The organism is Actinotalea sp. Marseille-Q4924, assembly GCF_916618755.1.
Taxonomy (GTDB): Bacteria; Actinomycetota; Actinomycetes; order Actinomycetales; family Cellulomonadaceae; genus Actinotalea.
In genome coordinates, this window is record NZ_CAKAKB010000004.1 from 103963 (window position 1) to 117058 (window position 13096).

The 13096-nt window shown below is 76.5% G+C and carries 15 protein-coding genes; 10 read left to right on the forward strand and 5 right to left on the reverse strand.

The window, feature by feature from the left end; all coding sequences use genetic code 11:
* Positions 1–387: 387 nt before the first annotated feature.
* Positions 388–648 carry a hypothetical protein gene (locus tag LG379_RS13255; protein WP_225755068.1) on the reverse strand — a complete coding sequence of 87 codons (261 nt, stop codon included), beginning with the start codon at positions 646–648 and terminating at the stop codon, positions 388–390.
* A gap of 200 nt (positions 649–848) precedes the next feature.
* Between LG379_RS13255 and LG379_RS13260 the strand changes: the two genes are divergently transcribed.
* Positions 849–1382 (forward strand): hypothetical protein, encoded by a 534-nt coding sequence (locus LG379_RS13260; protein ID WP_225755069.1) that lies wholly within the window; start codon positions 849–851, stop codon positions 1380–1382.
* Positions 1383–1542: 160 nt separating this feature from the next.
* A complete protein-coding gene (locus LG379_RS13265; RefSeq protein WP_225755070.1) occupies positions 1543–1791 on the forward strand; it encodes a PspC domain-containing protein in 249 nt (82 codons plus the stop codon).
* 3 nt (positions 1792–1794) lie between these two features.
* On the opposite strand, the gene LG379_RS13270 is transcribed toward LG379_RS13265, so the two are convergent.
* Both LG379_RS13270 and LG379_RS13275 read right to left on the reverse strand, forming a co-directional pair.
* On the reverse strand, positions 1795–2025 hold the full coding sequence (locus LG379_RS13270) for a hypothetical protein (RefSeq protein ID WP_225755071.1): 231 nt from the start codon (positions 2023–2025) through the stop codon (positions 1795–1797).
* Between the two features lie 116 nt (positions 2026–2141).
* Positions 2142–3599, reverse strand: coding sequence for an MFS transporter (locus LG379_RS13275; RefSeq protein ID WP_225755072.1), 1458 nt, complete (start codon positions 3597–3599; stop codon positions 2142–2144).
* Positions 3600–3736: 137 nt separating this feature from the next.
* Here LG379_RS13275 and LG379_RS13280 point away from each other — a divergent pair, with 137 nt between their 5' ends.
* Positions 3737–4150 (forward strand): GntR family transcriptional regulator, encoded by a 414-nt coding sequence (locus LG379_RS13280; RefSeq protein ID WP_225755073.1) that lies wholly within the window; start codon positions 3737–3739, stop codon positions 4148–4150.
* Positions 4151–4172: 22 nt separating this feature from the next.
* Here LG379_RS13280 and LG379_RS13285 read toward each other — a convergent pair whose 3' ends face one another.
* Positions 4173–4907: a glutamine amidotransferase gene (locus tag LG379_RS13285; protein ID WP_225755074.1), complete on the reverse strand. Its 735-nt coding sequence runs from the start codon at positions 4905–4907 to the stop codon at positions 4173–4175.
* 246 nt (positions 4908–5153) lie between these two features.
* On the opposite strand from LG379_RS13285, the gene LG379_RS13290 reads away from it, so the two are divergent.
* The 6 genes from LG379_RS13290 (at position 5154) to LG379_RS13315 (ending at position 11088) form a co-directional block, all read left to right on the forward strand.
* Complete coding sequence (locus LG379_RS13290) at positions 5154–5357, forward strand: cold-shock protein (protein ID WP_034228060.1); 204 nt, start codon at positions 5154–5156, stop codon at positions 5355–5357.
* Positions 5358–5576: 219 nt separating this feature from the next.
* Complete coding sequence (locus LG379_RS13295) at positions 5577–6176, forward strand: RNA polymerase sigma factor (RefSeq protein WP_225755075.1); 600 nt, start codon at positions 5577–5579, stop codon at positions 6174–6176.
* Entirely contained in the window at positions 6173–7678 is a 1506-nt protein-coding gene (locus tag LG379_RS13300; RefSeq protein ID WP_225755076.1) for a hypothetical protein, read from the forward strand. Before LG379_RS13295 ends, LG379_RS13300 begins: the two co-directional genes overlap by 4 nt.
* Positions 7679–7683: 5 nt before the next feature.
* Positions 7684–7872 carry a hypothetical protein gene (locus LG379_RS13305; protein ID WP_225755077.1) on the forward strand — a complete coding sequence of 63 codons (189 nt, stop codon included), beginning with the start codon at positions 7684–7686 and terminating at the stop codon, positions 7870–7872.
* Between the two features lie 157 nt (positions 7873–8029).
* Positions 8030–10507: a hypothetical protein gene (locus LG379_RS13310; protein WP_225755078.1), complete on the forward strand. Its 2478-nt coding sequence runs from the start codon at positions 8030–8032 to the stop codon at positions 10505–10507.
* Positions 10504–11088 (forward strand): GNAT family N-acetyltransferase, encoded by a 585-nt coding sequence (locus tag LG379_RS13315; RefSeq protein WP_225755079.1) that lies wholly within the window; start codon positions 10504–10506, stop codon positions 11086–11088. Before LG379_RS13310 ends, LG379_RS13315 begins: the two co-directional genes overlap by 4 nt.
* 28 nt (positions 11089–11116) lie before the next feature.
* On the opposite strand, the gene LG379_RS13320 is transcribed toward LG379_RS13315, so the two are convergent.
* Positions 11117–12115: a polysaccharide deacetylase family protein gene (locus tag LG379_RS13320; protein ID WP_225755080.1), complete on the reverse strand. Its 999-nt coding sequence runs from the start codon at positions 12113–12115 to the stop codon at positions 11117–11119.
* 120 nt (positions 12116–12235) lie between these two features.
* Here LG379_RS13320 and LG379_RS13325 point away from each other — a divergent pair, with 120 nt between their 5' ends.
* Positions 12236–13090 (forward strand): SDR family NAD(P)-dependent oxidoreductase, encoded by an 855-nt coding sequence (locus tag LG379_RS13325; RefSeq protein ID WP_225755081.1) that lies wholly within the window; start codon positions 12236–12238, stop codon positions 13088–13090.
* Positions 13091–13096: the final 6 nt, after the last annotated feature.

Here is a 13096-nt window from a genome sequence, read left to right on the forward strand (position 1 = left end):
GCCGTGGGCACCGTCGTCCCCGGCCCTGCCCGGCGCGACCGGTCCGGGGGTCGCCGCAGGCACCGGCGCGGCGGCCGACGGCGCCGAGGTCGAGCTGGTCCGGTTCACCGGTGAGGGCTGCGCCAAGTGCGCGGAGCAGTCGGCGTGGCTGGCGCAGGCTGCCCCGCGCTACCCGGGGCTGGTCGTCGTCGAGCACGAGGTGTGGTCCGACGCCGAGGGTCGAGCGCTGTTCGTCGAGACGGGGGAGCGGCTCGGCTTCGAGGCGTCCTCGGTGCCGACGACGGTGCTCGGCGAACGGGTGTGGATCGGCTGGACGGACGCGATCGCCGACGACGTCGCCACCGCGCTGGACCTCGCCGTCGCGGGGGAGCCGGTGACGGCGGGCGTCTACGGGACGCCCGGCGCGGGCACGTGCTCCCAGGACACGCTGACGTGCGAGACGGGCTCCCGGACGGTCGTGGACGTGCCGCTGCTGGGCGAGGTGGACCTCGGGGCGAGCTCACTGCTCGTCTCGACGCTGGTCATCGGGTTCGTCGACGGCGTGAACCCGTGCTCCCTGTGGGCCATCTCGGTGCTGCTGACCATCGTGGTGCGCACGGCGAGCCGGCGCCGCGTCATCGCGGTCGGCGGCACCTTCCTGCTGGTCACCGCCGGGATGTACGCCCTGTACATGGCGGGGATCTACTCGGCCCTGACCGTCGCGACGCACCTCGCGGCGGTGCAGGCGGTCGTCGCGGTCGTGGCGGGCGTCGTCGGGGTGGTGAGCGTCAAGGACTACGTCGCCTTCAAGCGCGGCATCTCCTTCACGATCCCCGACTCCGCCAAGCCGGGGCTGTACAAGCGGATGCGTGCCGCGGCCGGCCAGGACCGGCTCGGCCCCGGCGCTCCTGGCGACGGCAGCGCTCGGTGTCGCGGTGTCGCTGCTGGAGACGCCCTGCACGGCCGGCTTCCCGGTGCTGTGGACCGGTCTCCTGCAGCAGGCCGGCGTGCCCGCCGGGGAGGCCGCGGCGCTGTTCGGCGCGTACATGGTGCCGTTCCTGCTCGACGAGATCCTCGTCGTGGCGGTCGCCGTCGGCACGATGCGTGCCCTGCGCCTGCAGGAGCACCACGGCCAGCTGCTCAAGCTCTTCGCGGGCGTGACGATGCTGGCGCTGGCCGGCGTGATCGTCGTCGCCCCCGAGATCATGGAGAGCCCCCTGCAGGCGCTCGCCGTCTTCGCCGCCGCGGGCGCCGTCAGCGCCGTCGTGCACCTCGTCACCACGCAGGTCCGACGGCGGCGCGCCGCCCGGCCCGGGGCACCGGGCGCTCCGGGCGCCCCTGCTGCGCCCGCGGAGCCGCCCGCGCCTCCCGCTGCCTCGACGCCGGTGGCCGCCGGGCGCTGATGACGGCGCGCCCCGCCCGGGTCGGTGATCGGGCCCTGACCGCGTGCGCCTCCGGACCAGGGACGGACCAGGGTCGGATCAGGGTCCGTACCGGAGGTGCCGCGGCCGTCCTGCGGCGGACGATGGTGACGTCAGATCGACGACGTCAGGAGTGAGGACCGTGAACATCCACGAGGACATGCGCCGCCAGGGTCTCGTCCGTCCGCAGCAGGACCGCGTGATCGCCGGCGTGTGCGCCGGCCTCGCGCGCAGGTTCGGGATCAACCCGTGGGGGGCTCGGCTGCTGTTCGTGCTGGCGCTCATGGTGCTGCCCGGCAGCCAGCTCATCGTCTACCCGATTTTGTGGGTCCTCATGCCCGCGGAGGACCGCGTCGTGTACCCGGCCCAGCCGTACCGGCCGCAGGGCTGAGCGTCAGGACGCGGCCGGCAGCGGGGTGCCCGCGGAGGGCGGGAACTCCGGTGCCGGGCCGCCGACGAAGCAGCGGCAGGGACCGTCACGGTGCACGAACCGGGTCGAGGGGCGTGCGGCACACGGCACGGCCATGGCCGCCGACGGCGCCGGCAGCGTCAGCAGGAGCTCGGACGGCCAGGACTCCGGGGCCGCAGCAGAGCCGCCGAAGGTCAGTCCCGCCGTCGTGAACATGATCACAGCATCGGTCACCCGGCGCGCTGTGTGAACGCTCACAGGGCGTGTCGGGCGCGATGAATCCGAATCGTGATGTTCGTTGCTCCGGACGGGTGGCGGTGACGGCAGAACCCTCAGGCGGTGCGCACGCGGCCGCCGACGAGGAGCCCCGCCACGGCGAACGACCCGGCCACGGCGAAGGCCGTGACGAACGCCGTCGTCGTGTCGCGCGCCAGGAGCGCGACGAACAGCGGACCGCTCAGGGCGAGGACGACGGCGATCGTCAGCGACTCCATGACCTGAAGCGCCGAGGAGTTCGCGCCCTGCTCGGCCGGCGGGGACAGACGCAGCGTCAGGACCGACAGCGTCGGGTACGTCAGCCCCATGCCGAGGCCCGCGAGGGCCCACCCGGCCAGGCTCGCGGCGACCGGCACCGCCGGGAGGACCGCGGCACCCGCGACGGCCGTCCCCACGATGATCGTGGCCGCCCCGGCGCGCACCACGTGGCCGGGGTCCCAGCCGTCCTTGCGGCCGCGCAGCCAGGACCCCGCGGACCAGGCGAGCGCGGCGCCGGTCAGCGCGAGACCGGCCTGCGCCGGCCGAAGGCCGCGCTCCGACGTGAGCAGCAGCGGCAGGTAGACCTCCGCGGCGAAGAACGCCGCGCCGAGCAGGCCGCGCACGAGGATCACCGTGGGCAGGCCCCGCACGGCGCGCAACGTGCCCGCGGGGACCAGCCCGGGCAGGGTGGCGGCGACGGCCACCGCGCCGACGACGAGGCCGGTCACCGCGACCGCGCCGTCCTGCTGGCCCGCCCAGTGCAGGAGCAGCGCGCCCGTCCCGGCGACGACCGCCAGGAGGAGGCGACGACGGGGTGTCGTCCCGCCGGCGCCGGCGCCGGCGTCCGCAGCGGAGTGGGCGACGCCGTCGAGCGAGCGCAGGGTCGGCTGCACGGCGAGCACCGCGGGGACCGCGAGCACGGGGACCGCGAGGAAGACCCATCGCCAGCCCAGCTGCTCCGCGACCAGCCCCGCGATCGCGGGACCGACGACGGACGGGAGCACCCACGCGGCGGCGAAGGCGGCGAAGACGCGGGGACGCAGGTCGTCCGGGAACACGCGCGCCACCACGACGTAGATCGCCACGATGAGCATGCCGGAGCCCAGCCCCTGCAGGACGCGGCCGGCGACGACGGTCGCCATGGTCGCCGCCGTGCCCGCGACGACGAGACCCACGGCGAACACCGCGACCCCGGCGAGCAGAGGTCGGGCGGGTCCGGCCCGGTCGGTCCAGAGCCCGCCCCCCACCATGCCGACGACGCCCGTGGCGACCGGCCCGGCGAACGCCATGGCGTACAGCGACAGGCCCCCGAGCTCGGCCGCGACGATGGGCATCGCCGTCGTCACGGCGAGCGCCTCGAAGGCCGACAGGGTGATGAGCGCGACCATGCCGAGCGTGACCGCGCGGTACGGGCCGCTCAGGAGGGGGCTGCGGCTCGTGCTCCTGCTCGTGGTCGTGCGCGTCGACGTGCCGGGGCGGTCCTGCGTGGCGGGCTCCGGGACGGACGGCGGCGTCGTGGTGGGGCCCGCGGTCATGTCTCCTCCTGGTTCGGCTCAGGGTGCGCCCGGGAGGCGTCCCTGCTCAAGGGAGTTCTCTGTGGCGTCCCTCACCGACAACCGCACCGGGGGCGGATAGCGTCCCTGGGACGCACACCGCCGCGAAGGAGCCGACAGTGCCGACAGCTCAGGCAGGGCCGACAGGGCCGACGCCCCCCGCGGGGCTGCGGCTCCACATCGACCCCTCCTCCGCGGTGCCGCCCTATGAGCAGGTGCGGCGCGAGGTCGAGCGCCAGGCCACCGAGGGGGTCCTGACGCCGGGGGCCCGGCTGCCCACGGTGCGCCGCCTCGCCGAGGACCTGGGGCTGGCCGTCAACACCGTCGCCCGGGCGTACCGGGAGCTCGAGCAGGGCGGCGTCGTCGTGACGCGCGGGCGCAGCGGCACCTTCGTGGCCGTCCGTGGTGAGGACCGGGAGCGGGAGGTGCGGGTCGCCGCGACGGCGTTCGCGCGACGGGTCCGCGAGCTGGAGGTCGACCCGGACGTCGCCGTGCGGCTGGTGCGCGAGGCCCTGGGCGCGGACGGGCGCTGAGCGGCGCTCGGTCCAGCGCAGCTCAATCCCGCGCGTACCGGCGCACGAAGGCCGCCACCGCCAGCGGCGGGTGCTCGACGACGGCGGTGCTGATCTCGGCGACGACGCGGGCGAGCTCGTCGGCCGGGAAGTAGCCGGCGTCCCGGTAGACCTGGACGCGGGCGACGATGCCCGGAACGTCCAGCTCCGGGTGGAACTGGGTCGCGTAGAGGTTGTCCCGCAGGCGGAACGCCTGCACGGGGCACGCGCTGGAGGTGGCGAGCACGACGGCACCCGGCGGCGGCACCCGCAGCGCCTCCTTGTGCCCCACGAACGCCTGGAACCGGGCGGGCAGGGCGCCGAGGACCGGGTCCGCCGCGCCGTCGTCGGTGAGGCGCACCTCCACGGCGCCCACCGGCTCCCCGTAGGTCCTGTCCACCACCCCGCCCTGGTGCACGCCCAAAGTGCCGATGCCGTAGCAGGCGCCGAGGAAGGGCATGTCCCGGGCGACCACCTCGTCGAGCAGCCCGGCGAGCTCGGCCTCGACGCGTCGCTGCACGGGTGACTTCTCGTCCGGCGGGTCGCTCGTGCAGAACGGGCTGCCCCCGACGACGACGCCCGAGTAGGCGTCCAGGTCGATCGGCGGCAGCGGCCCGGCCTCCAGCCGGACGCGGTGCAGCTGGTCCTCGGTGAGCCGGCCGAAGCGCCGGAAGGCGGCGTACTCGCCGTCGGCGGCGTCGTCCTCCGCGCGGGTGGCGAGCAGCAGGAACGGCTTCACGTCGGGAGCGTAACCGTGCGGCGGCCGGCCCGTGGGCGGTCCACGCACCACCCCGCGCATCCCAGGGCTGGTGCCACGGTCCCGCGTGGGCTAGAGTCACGTGCGAAGTTGCAGTGCTTGACGTCTTGACACGCCGAGGCCCTTGCTGCCGAGGCGTTTTTCTCTTTCTGGGAGAGCGGACGCACGAACACCGCGATGACGGGACCCGAAAGTCGGGTCCGGCACGTACTCCTGAAGGAGAACATCATGGCTACTGGCACCGTGAAGTGGTTCAACGCCGAGAAGGGCTTCGGCTTCATCGCCCCCGACGACGGCTCCGCCGACGTCTTCGCCCACTACTCGGCGATCAACTCGAGCGGCTACCGCTCGCTCGAGGAGAACCAGCGCGTCGAGTTCGAGGTCAACCAGGGCCCCAAGGGCCCGCAGGCCGCGAACGTCGTCCCGCTCTGATCTGACACCGACCCGGGCCGTCGCCCCGGAGCGCACAGCGTGCCCTCCGGCCGACCGGCCGCACCGGTGACCGGGAGCCCCCGTCCGTGAGGACGGGGGCTCCCGTGCGTCTGCGGCGCGGCACCGCCCGCGCGTCGCCTGCAAGCACGGGGTGTCTCACGACACAGTTCCGGTAGGCGACCCCGTGCCCGGGGCCACCCCGGACGACGGGAGTCCACCGTGCCCGACGCTCAGACGGCCGCGCCGCCACCCGCGTGGGACGCGTGGTTCGAGGACCTCTTCCGCAGCCACGCGACGGCGCTGCACCGGTACTTCGCGCGCCGGGCACCGGCCGACGACGTCCAGGACCTCACCGCCGAGGTCCTGGCCACGGCGTGGCGCCGGCGCGACGACGTCCCTGCCGGCGCCGAGCTGCCGTGGCTGTACCGGACGGCCGGCTTCGTCCTGGCGAACCACCGGCGCAAGGCGCGGCCCGTCCCGGTCGCGGTGCTCCCCGACGAGGCCGACGACGCCGACCCCGCGCACCTCGTGCTCGCGGACGAGCAGGTCCGCCTGGCGCTGGCCGCCCTGTCCCCCCGCGACCGTCGGGTGCTGCTCCTGCACGCCTGGGACGGTCTCGGCGGCGCCGAGCTGGCCGACGTGCTCGGGATCGGACGCGGGGGCGCGGACGCTGCGCTGTCACGGGCGCGCGCACGTCTGCGGGAGGCGTGGTCCGCCACCGACGGCACCGCCTCGGAGGGCGGGCACGGCACGCCGGCACCCGGCGCCGCCCGAGGCGGCGGTGCAAGCACGAGCGCCTCGGCGACACAGAAGAGATGAACGACGCCACGACGCCCGGTCCGCCCGGCCGCGACCCGCAGGAGGTCACCGTGAACGAGAGCAGCAGCCGCGGTCCCGAGGACCCGGCCGCGCCCGTCGCCGCCGACGCGCTGCACGAGGAGGCAGGTGCCTCGAGCCACGGGGTGACCGACACCGACGACCCCGCGCTGGCGCGGCTGCGCGCCGCCGACCCCGCCGCGTCGGCCCTGCCGGACGTCGCCGCCCTGCGGGAGGCGGTCGGTGCCCGCCTGGCGCCGGCCGACCCCGCCGCGAGCACGGACGAGCTGGCGGAGCGACGCCGTCGTCGCTGGCCGCTGCGGGTGGCGGCCGTCGCGGCCGGTGCCCTCGTGGTCGGTGGCGGGGGTGGCTACGCCATCGGTGCGGCCGGTGGGGACGGCGACGCGCCCAGCGAGCCGGCCATCGCGGTGGCCGACCCCGGCGGCGCGGGTCTGCCGGGCATGGGAGGGCCCGGCGGTGACATGGCGACGACGGAGGCGGCCCGCGGCGGGGCCGCGGGCGACGCTGCCATGTCCTGGCCCGGCTTCTTCGGGCGCACGGTCTTCACGGCGTCGGGCCTGTCCGGGGAGGGCGGGACGGCGCAGGCCTGGGCGTTCGACCCGGCAGGGGCGTTCAGCGCCGAGACCGCCGCGGCAGCGGCCGCCGCCCTCGGGGTGCCCGGCGAGCCCCGGCAGGAGGACATGTTCTGGACGGTGGGCCCCGCTGACGGGACCGGCCCGAGCCTCCAGCTCTTCGCCGACGGGACGGTGTCCCTCAGCTACTACGACCCGGCCAAGGACCCGTGGCTCTGCGCCGCGCCGGACGCCGGCGGGGGCACGACCGGCAGCAGCGAGGGCACCGAGGGGGGCGCGGACGCCCCGGTGCCAGAGCCGTGCGAGGAGCGCGACCTGGGAGCCGCCCCGCAGGGGGAGGCGGCAGAGGCCGAGCTCCGCGGCGTCCTCGAGGCGCTCGGTGAGGACGCGGGCGGCTACGAGCTCGTCGCCGAGAGGGCCGACGACGAGCGCTGGTCGTACGTCACCGCGTACCAGGTGGTCGGCGGTCAGCGGACGGGCCTGGCGTGGGGGGCGTCCTTCACCGGGGCGGGCCTGCAGTCCCTCAACGGCGCGCTCGCGGACCTCGTCGACCTCGGCGAGTACGCGGTGGTGAGCCCGCAGGAGGCGGTCGAGCGGCTGGGTGATCCGCGGTTCGGCGCCGGGGGCGGTCCGGTCGCGTACCGCGAGGGCGCCCTGGCGGGCGAGATGGACGCCGCGGTCCCGCCGACCGGCCCCGGTGAGCTGCCGCAGCCACCGTCGCCGGGCAGCCCGGTGCCGTGGCCGGTCGCCGAGGTCACCATCACCGATGCCCGCCTCGGTGTGGCGCTGCAGACCCAGCCCGACGGCGCCGCCCTCCTGCTGCCGACGTACGAGCTGACCGGGGCGGACGGGTCCGTGTGGTCGGTCCTGGCCGTCGCCGAGGAGCACCTCGACCTGGCGGCCGGACGGTGACCGCGGTGCGGGAGACGGACGTGGCGGGTGGGACGGGCGCCGGCAGCGCCCGTCCCACCCGCGCGCGTGCGAGCGGGTGGGACGGCCTCGACCGGGACCTGCGCCGGATGGCGCTGCTGCAGCGGCGGGCCGTCGTGGCCCGGCTGCGCCGGCAGCGAGGCGTCCGGCGGCCGGTCCTGGGAGCCGGTGCCTGAGCGGTGCCGTCGGACGAGGGACGGGTCCACCAGTTGTGCACGGCGGCGTCACTCGGCGTAGGTTCGGTGCCGCGCGCGTCCACCTCCCGCCACGGTGCGCGCCGTCGTGCCGTGGCCCTGATCGAGCCGGGCGCGCGCTGACGACGGGAGCGTGTGGGTGGACGACAACCGCGAGGAGCGCCCCGGGGCGACCAGCGCCCCGGACGTGACGACCCCGCCGCCGCGGCGACCCACGCGACGGGAGCTCCGCCTCGCCGCGCAGGCGGCGGAGGCCGCGCAGTCGGCTGCCGTGCAGACCCCGGACGCAGCGCGGGGACCGGCTGCCTCGCAGGGCGCGGGCGCCTCGCAGGGCGCGGCTGCCCCGCAGCCCCCGGAGGCAGCGCAGACCCCGGACGCCTCGCAGCCCCCGGAGGCAGCGCAGACCCCGGACGCGCCGCAGCCCACGGACTCAGGCCGGGGTCCGGGTGCACCGCAGGGCCGGGAGGCGCCGCGGGCACCGGGTGCACCGCAGGCACCGGCCGTCGAGCGGCGGGACGAGGGCCCCGTCCGTCCGGGCCGGAGGGCCGCAGCGGCCGCGCCGGCGGGGCCCGCCGCACCCGTGGTGCCCTCCGGGCGCGCGATCGGGCAGCTGGCCCGTGCCGGGCTCGAGGGGGGCGCGGCGGGCGGCACCGGCCCGCTCCCGACGGCCTCCCCGAGCTGGACACCCGTGCGCGCCGAGGACGCCCCGGAGCCGACCCGCGATCCGGGCGGTGCGGCGCAGGGCCGGCAACCCGAGGGGACGGTGGCTCGACCCCCGGCGACGCGTCGGCGCGTCCGCGAGGCCATCCGCGACGCGCCCCCGCCGTCGACCACCGCTCCCATGGCGCCCGTGCCGCCGGTGCCGCCCGCGCCGCCGGCGACGGCTCCGCCGGTCGCCGATCCGGCCGTTCCCGCCCCGCGCACCTCGGAGGAGGACGCCGCGGCGGCGCCCGGGACCACCTCGATCGACCCGCCGGCGGCGGACGAGCCGGCACGGGACACCGGCGCCCAGGGCCGTGCCGCCCACGAGTCCACGGCGCCGGACGCCGCTGTGCCAGAGGGCGCCGTGCCTGACGCCGTCTCCGACGACGCCGTCAGCGACGAGGCTGTGACCGAGGCACCCTCCGATGCGGCGCCCTCCGACGAGGCGCCCTCCGATGCTGCGCGACCGGCGGACCCGTTGCTCTCGCGGACCCTCCCGACGGCCATCCCCGAGGAGCCGGACGTCGACGACGTGCGGTGGGACGGGCCGCTGCCGCCGAGCCAGGTGGTGCGCGCGCCGCTCACGCGTCGTGCCGCTCCGCGCGTCGCGCCTCCACCCGACGACGTCGAGATCACGGGCCCCGTCCCGCCGGTCCGGCCGGCCGGCCCGCCGCCGGCGCACGTCCCGGCGGTGTCCTCCGGTCCGACACGGGCGGTCCAGGGTCCGGACGCGGGCGAGCGGACCGCGGACGCGACGGGGCGCCCACCCGGTGCCGCACCGGGCGGCGCGGGCACGGAGATCCCGACGGCGGTCCCGCAGCCGGCGACGCAGGCGGCCGGACCGGCAGCACCGACCGGCCGGACCGGACCGGCCGGGCCGGCGTCCGGCGTTCCGGGGGCCCTCCCCGGAGGCGTCGCCCTGCCCGGCCACGAGGTGCCGGTCCTGCGCGTTCGCGCGGCGGAGGGCTACGGGCCCGGTGACGGCCTGCCGACGCTCGACGACCTCCTCGCCTCCCGCCCGCGACCGGCCGAGGGGCCGGCGGAGCTCGGGTGGCGTGCGGTCGTGCGCCGCGCGACGGGAGGGCTCGTCGCCCTGGCGCCCGGCCCCGAGGAGCTGCGGGTCCGGGAGTCCGTCGCCGCCGTGCAGCGTCCGCTCGACGGAGCCAAGACGATCGTCGTCATCAACCCCAAGGGCGGCGCGCACAAGACCACCGCGACGCTGCTGCTCGCGGCGACGTTCGGGAGCCACCGCGGGGGCTCGACGCTCGCGTGGGACAACAACGAGACCCGCGGCACGCTCGGCTGGCGCTCGGAGCACGGCGCCCACCAGCGCACCGCCGTGGACCTGCTCGACGACCTGCACCGGTTCGAGGACCCGACGTCCGCGCGGGTCGGCGACCTGGACACCTACGTCCGCGGGCAGTCGGCGCAGTTCGACGTCCTCGCCTCGGACGAGGACGCCGCCTCCGCCGCCTCGATCGACGCGTTCGCGTTCCGCTCGCTGCACCGGACGCTCCAGCGGTTCTACCGCGTGATGGTCGTGGACACCGGGAACAACATGCGCGCCTCGAACTGGCAGGCGGCGATCGACGCGGCCGACCAGGTCGTCGTCGTGTCGACGGTCCGGGAGGACACCTCGCAGTCCGCCGCGTGGGCGCTGGACGCCCTGCGGGCCGCGGGCAAGGAGGACGTCGTCCGGCGTGCGGTCACGGTGCTGTCGGACCCCGCCACCCGGCGCGACAGTGCGCTGCACGAGCGCCTGCACGACCACTTCGGCCGGCTCACCCGGGTCGTCCTCGACGTGCCGTACGACCCGGCGCTCGTGGCCGGCGGACCGCTCGACGTCGACGCCCTGTCCCGACAGACCCGGGAGGCCTGGCTGCACGTCGCCGCCGCCGTCGCGGACGGACTGTGAGCGACGTCCTCGAGACGCTGCCCGGGCCGCCGGAGGACGTCGTCGTCCAGCCGGACGGCCAGCCGATCCGTGCCGCGACCACCGACGACGCGGATCAGGTCGCGGCCCTGGTCCATGCCGCGTACCGGGGCGAGGAGAGCCAGGAGGGCTGGACGACCGAGGTCGGACTGGTCGCGGGGACCCGGACGGACGCCGAGGCCGTGCGGGCGCTCGTCGAGGCGCCCGACAGCGTCGTGCTGCTCGCGGAGGACGACGAGGGCCTGCTCGCCTGCTGCCACCTCACCAAGCACGACGAGCACGCCTACTTCGGCATGTTCGCCGTCCGCCCGGGGCACCAGGGCCGGGGGATCGGCCGCCGGGTGCTCGACGCCGCGACGCTGTGGGCGCGCGCGTGGCACGTGCCTGACCTGCGGCTCAGCGTCCTCAACGAGCGCCACGAGCTCATCGCCTGGTACCAGCGGCGCGACTTCGTCCTCACCGGGGAGAGCGTGCCGTTCGGGGCCGACGACGAGCTGGGTCGTCCGCTGCGCGACGGGCTCGCGCTGCTGACGATGTCGCGCCCCGTCGAGCTGGACGGCTGAGCACCGCCGGCTCGTCCCGGTCCGCGCCTCAGCCGAGGAGCCGGTCCAGCGTGACGAACGAGTACCCGCGGCTGCGGTAGCCCGCGATGATCGCCGACAGGGCGTCCGCGTCGAAGGTCGTGCCGTCGTCGGGGTTGGCGCCGACGTGCAGGAGGACGATCGCGCCCGGTGTCGCCGCACCGACGACCCGGTCGACGACGCCCTGGACGGTCATCCGCGACGTGCCGGTCCACCCGAGCGAGTCCACCGTCCACCGCACCGGCACGTAGCCGGCGTCGTTGACCGCGGCGATGTCCGCCGACGTGCGGTCGCCGTAGGGGAACCGGAAGAGCGGGCACACCTTCGCCGCCCCGGCGGCGCGGATGGCGCCCTCCGCGGCCGACAGGTCCGCCGCGATCTGCGCGTTCGTCAGCTGGGGGTAGTGGGCGTGGTCGTCGCTGTGGTTGCCCATCCGGTGCCCGGCGGACGACATGGCCGCGACCTGGCCGGGGTACCGGCGCGCGAAGTCGCCGGTGACGAAGAAGGTCGCCACCACGCCCTCGGAGCGCAGGGTCGCCAGGATGCTCGCGACCCCGGCGTCGCTCGACCCGCCGTCGAACGTCAGGGCCACGACCTTCGCGGTCGTCGGGATCCGCTCCCAGTCCACCCCGCGCAGCGCGGCCGGCGCGGCGCACGACGACGACGGCGGGGGCGCCGGGGGTGCGGAGGGGTGGTGGTGCCGGGGCGGCGCTGCCGGCTTCGGCGGCGCGGGAGGCGGTGCCGGGGCGGCCGTCGGGGGTGCGGGTGGCTGCGCGGTCGGCGGGGTCGTCGGAGGTGCCTGCGCGCTGGGCTCCGGGCTCGGCTCGGGGCTCGGCTCAGGGCTGGGCTCCGGCGGGTGCGTCCGCGTCGCGTCGGGGGTCGGCTCGACCGTCACGACGGCCGGTGCCCCGGTGGGCGCGGCCGTGGGCTCCTCGGCCACGCCGCAGCCGGCCGTCCCGACCGCGAGCGTGAGGCCGAGCAGCAGCACCCGCCACGCCGGCGTGGGCACCGACCGCCTCACACCTCCAGCATCCTCCCGCGACGCGGCCGGCACCAGGGTCCTGCGACGGATCGCAGAACCGTCCATCGAGCAGCACGCCGCCCGCCGCGGATCCGGCACGATGGGGGCATGACTGCACCCCGGATCTCCGCCCCCCGAACCGCCGTCGTCACGGGCGCCGGCCGCGGCATCGGCCGCGGGCTCGCCCTCGGTCTCGCCGAGCACGGCTACGCCGTCGCACTCCTGGGTCGCACGGCCGAGCACCTGGAGGCCGTCGCGGAGGCGATCGCCACCGCGGCCGCGGACGCGGGCCGCGACGCGCCACCGACGGTCGTCGTCCCGGTCGAGCTCACCGACGCCGGATCAGTGGCCGGGGCCGTGGAGCGCGTCGAGGAGGCCTTCGCGGACCTCGGCGGCGTCGGGCTCCTGGTCAACAACGCCGGGGTCATCGAACGCGTCGAGGCGCCGCTGCTCGACACCGACGTGGAGGAGACGTGGCGGGTCGTCGAGACCAACGTCCGCGGGCCGCTGCTGCTCACCCAGGCCCTGCTCGGCGGGATGCTGCAGCGGGGCGGCGGACGCATCGTCAACATCAACTCCGGTGCGGCGTACGGGCTGTCGAGGTCCTACACCGGGTACGGCATCAGCAAGGGTGCGCTGGCACGGCTGACCACGCTGGTCGACACGCAGTACCGCGACCAGGGCATCCGCGCGTTCGACCTGGCCCCGGGCGTCGTGCGCACGGACATGACCACGTCCATGCCGCTGCACGACGACCGGGAGCACTGGACGCCGGTCGAGGCGAGCGTCGAGCTGCTCGTGGCCGTCGGCGACGGCGACCTCGACCCGCTGTCGGGCCGGTTCCTGCGGGCCGGCAGCGACACCCCGCACAGCCTCGAGCAGCACGCGTACGACATCCTCGTCACCGACTCGCGCCGGCTGAGCGTGACGCCGTACGGGCACGACGACCCGATCGTCCGCTGACCGCGG